The organism is Longimicrobium sp. (assembly GCF_036554565.1).
GTDB lineage: Bacteria > Gemmatimonadota > Gemmatimonadetes > Longimicrobiales > Longimicrobiaceae > Longimicrobium.
Window position 1 is genome coordinate 1 of sequence record NZ_DATBNB010000048.1, and the last position, 4,445, is coordinate 4,445.

At 71.5% G+C, this 4,445-nt stretch carries 3 protein-coding genes and 1 pseudogene; 3 read left to right on the forward strand and 1 reads right to left on the reverse strand.

The genetic code is table 11. The features are described from left to right. From VIB55_RS01325 to VIB55_RS01335, 3 genes are all read left to right on the forward strand, one after another. Nucleotides 1-1,814, forward strand: a 1,814-nt coding sequence (locus tag VIB55_RS01325) for a GMC family oxidoreductase (RefSeq protein ID WP_331874858.1), incomplete at its 5' end; no start/stop codon positions are given. Nucleotides 1,815-1,907: 93 nt separating this feature from the next. Then, nucleotides 1,908-2,411, forward strand: coding sequence for an HIT family protein (locus VIB55_RS01330; protein ID WP_331874859.1), 504 nt, complete (start codon nt 1,908-1,910; stop codon nt 2,409-2,411). A 350-nt stretch (nt 2,412-2,761) separates the two neighbouring features. Continuing rightward, nucleotides 2,762-3,853 carry a thiamine pyrophosphate-dependent dehydrogenase E1 component subunit alpha gene (locus VIB55_RS01335; RefSeq protein ID WP_331874860.1) on the forward strand — a complete coding sequence of 364 codons (1,092 nt, stop codon included), beginning with the start codon at nt 2,762-2,764 and terminating at the stop codon, nt 3,851-3,853. A gap of 82 nt (nt 3,854-3,935) precedes the next feature. On the opposite strand, the pseudogene VIB55_RS01340 reads toward VIB55_RS01335, so the two are convergent. Beyond that, nucleotides 3,936-4,445, reverse strand: a pseudogene (locus tag VIB55_RS01340) (long-chain fatty acid--CoA ligase); the annotation flags it as partial.

Sequence of the window (4,445 nt, forward strand, 5' to 3'; positions counted from 1 at the left end):
TGGTGCTTTCCACCTGGTACGCCGATTCCGCCAACCATCCCCCCGGCTACCGCGCGCCGTTCCACCTGCGCCCCCCCGCGCTTTCGTGGGAAGGGCCGCTGCCCGGGGCCACCCGGGGGGACGAGCCGGTCGCGCGCACGGGCGGGGGAGGGCCGCGGAGCGCGCGGGTGATCTCCATCCGCCCGCAGCTCGATCTGCTGTCCGATCCGGAGATCAGCGGCGTGGTGCAGGGCGCGCGGCTTCGGGGCGACACGCGGGTGCGCGCGGGCGTCTGCGTGATCGGCAGCGGGGCGGGCGGGGCCGTGGCCGCCGCGCGCCTGGCCGAGGCGGGGCACGACGTGGTGCTGCTGGAGGAAGGTGCGTTCTGGCGGGCCGAGCAGTTTTCGGAACGCGAGTCGGACATGATGCCGCGCCTGTACGCGGAGGGCGGAACGCGCGCGACCGACGACCTGTCGATCCCCCTCCTGCAGGGCCGGGCCGTCGGCGGGGGCACGACGGTCAACTGGCTGGCGATGCTGCGCACCCCCGACTGGGTACTGGACGAGTGGGCGTCCGACCACGGCGCCATGGGGATGCGCCCGGCGGACATGGCGGCCGTGTTCGACCGCGTAGAGGAAGAGACGTTCGCGCGGCGCGTGCCGGACGACGCGCACAATCCGCCCAATCGCGCACTGCTGGATGGCGCCCGCGCGCTGGGGTGGAGCGCGGGCGCGGTCCGCGTGAACGCCCACGGGTGCGTGCGCTCGGGCTCGTGCGGGCTGGGGTGCCGGTACGGCGCGCGGCGCGGGGCGGCGGACGTGTACGTGCCCGCCGCGCTCGCCGCGGGCGCGCGCCTGTTCACCGACGTGCGCGTGGAGCGGATGGAGCTGGCGGAGCGCGGGGGCGGGTCGCCGCTCAAGCGGGTGCATGCGACGGTGCTGGACCGCGAAACCGGTGCGCCGCGCGGCTTACTCGTCGTCGAGGCTCCGATCGTCGTGGTCGCGGCGGGCGCGGTGGGCACCCCGGTGCTGCTGCAGAAGTCGGGGATGGGAGGCGGGGGCGTCGGCGCGTTCCTCCGCCTGCATCCCACGACGGCGGTCATCGGCCGGTACGCGCGGGAGATGTACGGGGGCGCGGGGCTCCCGCTCTCCGCCATCTGCGACGAGTTCCTGCGCGGGAGTGACGGATACGGGTTCTGGATCGAGACGCCGCCGATGTACGCCGGGCTGTCCGCCGCGTCCATGCCGGGGTTCGGCGCGCCTCACCGCGCGCTGATGGAGGCGGCGCCCAACCTGGCGTCGATGATCGTGCTGGTGCGCGACGGGGCGGAGCGCGGGCGGTCCAGCGGCGGGGTGAGGGTGGATCGCGCGGGCCGCGTCCGCATCCGCTACCGGATGTCATCGGCGGACCGCGACCGGCTGCTGCGGGGAATGGAGGCCGCGGCTCGCATCCAGTTCGCCGCCGGGGCGGAGGAGGTTTCGACCCTTCACGCCACCGCCTGCCGGATGCGCTCGCCCGCGGAGCTGCGAATGCTCGCTCGTCGTCCGGCGGGGCCCAACCAGCTGGGGGTGATGTCGGCGCACGTGAACGGCACCTGCCGCATCGGCAACGACCCGCGCACCAGCGGCTGCACGCCCGACGGCGAGCGCCACGGCGTCCCAGGCGTCTACGTGGCGGACGGCTCGCTGCTGCCCACCGCGCCCGGCGTGAACCCGCAGGAAACCATCATGGCCGTCGCCACGGTGATCGCCGAGCGCATCGCGACCCGCCACCCGGCGGGCAGCGCGGGCAGCGCGGGCAGCGCGGGCGCCCTCGCCGGGGCTGCCCGAACCTGATCTACTCGGCCTGCCTCTTGCACCCCGCCTCGCATTTGAGCGCGGCGTGCGCGCCGCAATACGAGCCGTCAGACAACACCGCCGGAGGCCGGAGTGGATCCCAATCAGAACCCCAACTGCGTCTTCTGCCGCATCATCGGCGGGGACGAGATGGTGAGCGTCATCCACGAGGACGAAGAGATCATTGCGTTTCTCGACATCCAGCCGCTGCACCGCGGGCACGTGCTGGTGGTCCCCAAGGAGCACTACAAGAACCTGTTCTACGTTCCCGAAGAGCTGGCGACGCGCACCTTCGCCGTGGCCAAGCGCATTCTTCCGGGGCTGCGCAAGGCGACGGGCTGCCGCGCGGTGAACATCTTCTCGCCGAACGGCGCGGACGGCGGACAGGACGTGTTCCACTTTCACGTGCACCTGATCCCGGTTCCCAAGGACGCGCCGTTCCCGCTTCAGCTGCCCGACCCGAACGCGGAGGTGCCCACCCGGTCGCAGCTGGACGTGATGGCGACGCACATCACGCGCTGCGTTCACGACGAAGACGCCGATGCGTACGCGGCCAGCGCGCAGGAGCAGCCCGAGCCCGAGCCGGCGACGGCCTGATCGGTAGATGGATGGAAGACTGCCCCGCGCGATGGTTCGCGCGGGGCAGTTTGCGTCGTGGGTGCGGATGGACGCGAGGCGTCCGCTGCGAACATCTGTGACACCGGGGCATCCGCAGTTATGAGGCGCTTCGGTGAGTGTGTGGCGGATTCCTCAGTCGCTGCGGTCGATGGTGAGTGGGCCGGGTTGGTCGTGGCCGCTTCTTCGGAATGACAACCGAGGCCCGTCGCGCACTTTCGCACTTTCGCACTTTCGCACTTTCGCACTCACGCACTCACGCACTTCTTGCCGTCCCCGCCCCTACACCGTAAGCTCCCCCGCCCTGAAATCCCGCGCCCGAGCCGCCGCAAATGAAGCGCTTCGCAGCATACGACCCGCCCGAGTACCAGAACTGGACCGCCGCGCCCGAGCAGCTTCGCGCGTACCGCGAGCGCATCGGCGCCAGCGGCGAGCGGGCGGAGGTCATCCGCGCGCTCTCGCAGGAGCAACTGCTGGCCATTTACGCCGGGCTGCTCCGCAACCGCCTTCACGACGTCGCGCTCAAGCGCTGGGTGAAGAACGGGGTGATCAGCAAGGCGTGGCTGGGCGTGGGCGAAGAGGCCGCGACCATCGGGCCGGTGCACGCGCTGCGGCGGTCCGGGCCGGGGCACGACGTGGTGGCGCCCATGATCCGCAACTCGGGCGCGTGCCACGAGATGGGCATGCCCGTGGCCGACATCTTCCGCAGCTACCTGGGCACCGCGGACGGCCCGTCCATGGGCCGCGACCTGCACGTGGGCGACCTGGGCACCGGCGTGCTGCCCCCCATCAGCCACGTGGGCGACGTGGTGCCGGTGATCGCGGGGATCGCGCTCACCTTCAAGCAGCGGGGCGAAGACCGCGTGGGCCTCACCTGGGTGGGCGACGGCTCCACCAAGACGGGGGCGTTCCACGAAGGAGTGAACTTCGCGGGCGTGCACCGGCTGCCGGTAATCTTCATCATCCAGAACAACCAGGTGGCGCTGGGCACGCGGCTTACCCAGCACGCCGCGGGCTCGTTCGAGGATTGGCCGGCCATGTACGGCCTGGCGGGCGGCCTGTTCGACGGCAACCACGTGCTCGACGCGTACGCCGCCACGCGCCTCGCCGCCGACCGCGCGCGGGCCGGTGAAGGCCCGTCGCTGCTCGTGGCGGAGACCTTCCGCATGGGCGGCCACGCCACACACGACGAGCGCGAGGCGCGGAGCATGTTCGACGCGGAGCTGTTCGCGTCGTGGGGCCGCCGAGATCCCGTGGGCTTGTACGAGGCGTGGCTGGAGGAGGAGGGCATCGCGCGTGGCACGCTGGACGACATCGAGGCGCGCGTCACCGCCGAAATCGACGCCGCGGCCGAGGACGCGCTCCGCAGCCGCGAAACCGCCATGCCCTCACCCGAATCCGCGGTCGTCGGCGTCTACGGCTGACGCTCTGACGGACATCGGCCGAACACGAAAGCGGCGGCACTCCCCTGGGAGTGCCGCCGCTTCATTCTGGTGACGGTCCGCGTCAGGTCGGCAGGGCGGGGCCGCCGTACAGGCCCTCGATCACCTCGCGATACACCTGCTCCACCACCTTGCGCTTGATCTTGAGCGTAGGCGTGAGCATCCCCGACTCGATCGTGAACTCGTCCGCGATCACCGCCACCTTCTTGGGCCGCTCGTGCTGGGCGAAGTCGCGAAGCGCACTCAGGACCTCGGCCTCCAGCAGCTTCCTGACCCTGGGATCGGCGGCCAGGGCGGCGGAATCGCTCGACGGCAGGCCGTTGACGGCGGCCCAGGGGCGCAGATTTTCCCACTCCGGTACCACCAGCATCACCGGGTAGGCGCGCCGGTCGCCCAGGACCACGGCCTGCGAGATGTACTGCGACATCACCGCCAGGTTCTCCATGGGCGCGGGCGCCACGTTCTTGCCCCCGGCCGTGACGATCAGGTTCTTCAAGCGGTCGGTGATGCGCAGGTATCCATCGGCCGTCAGCTCGCCGATGTCGCCGGTGTGGAACCAGCCCTCGGCGTCGAT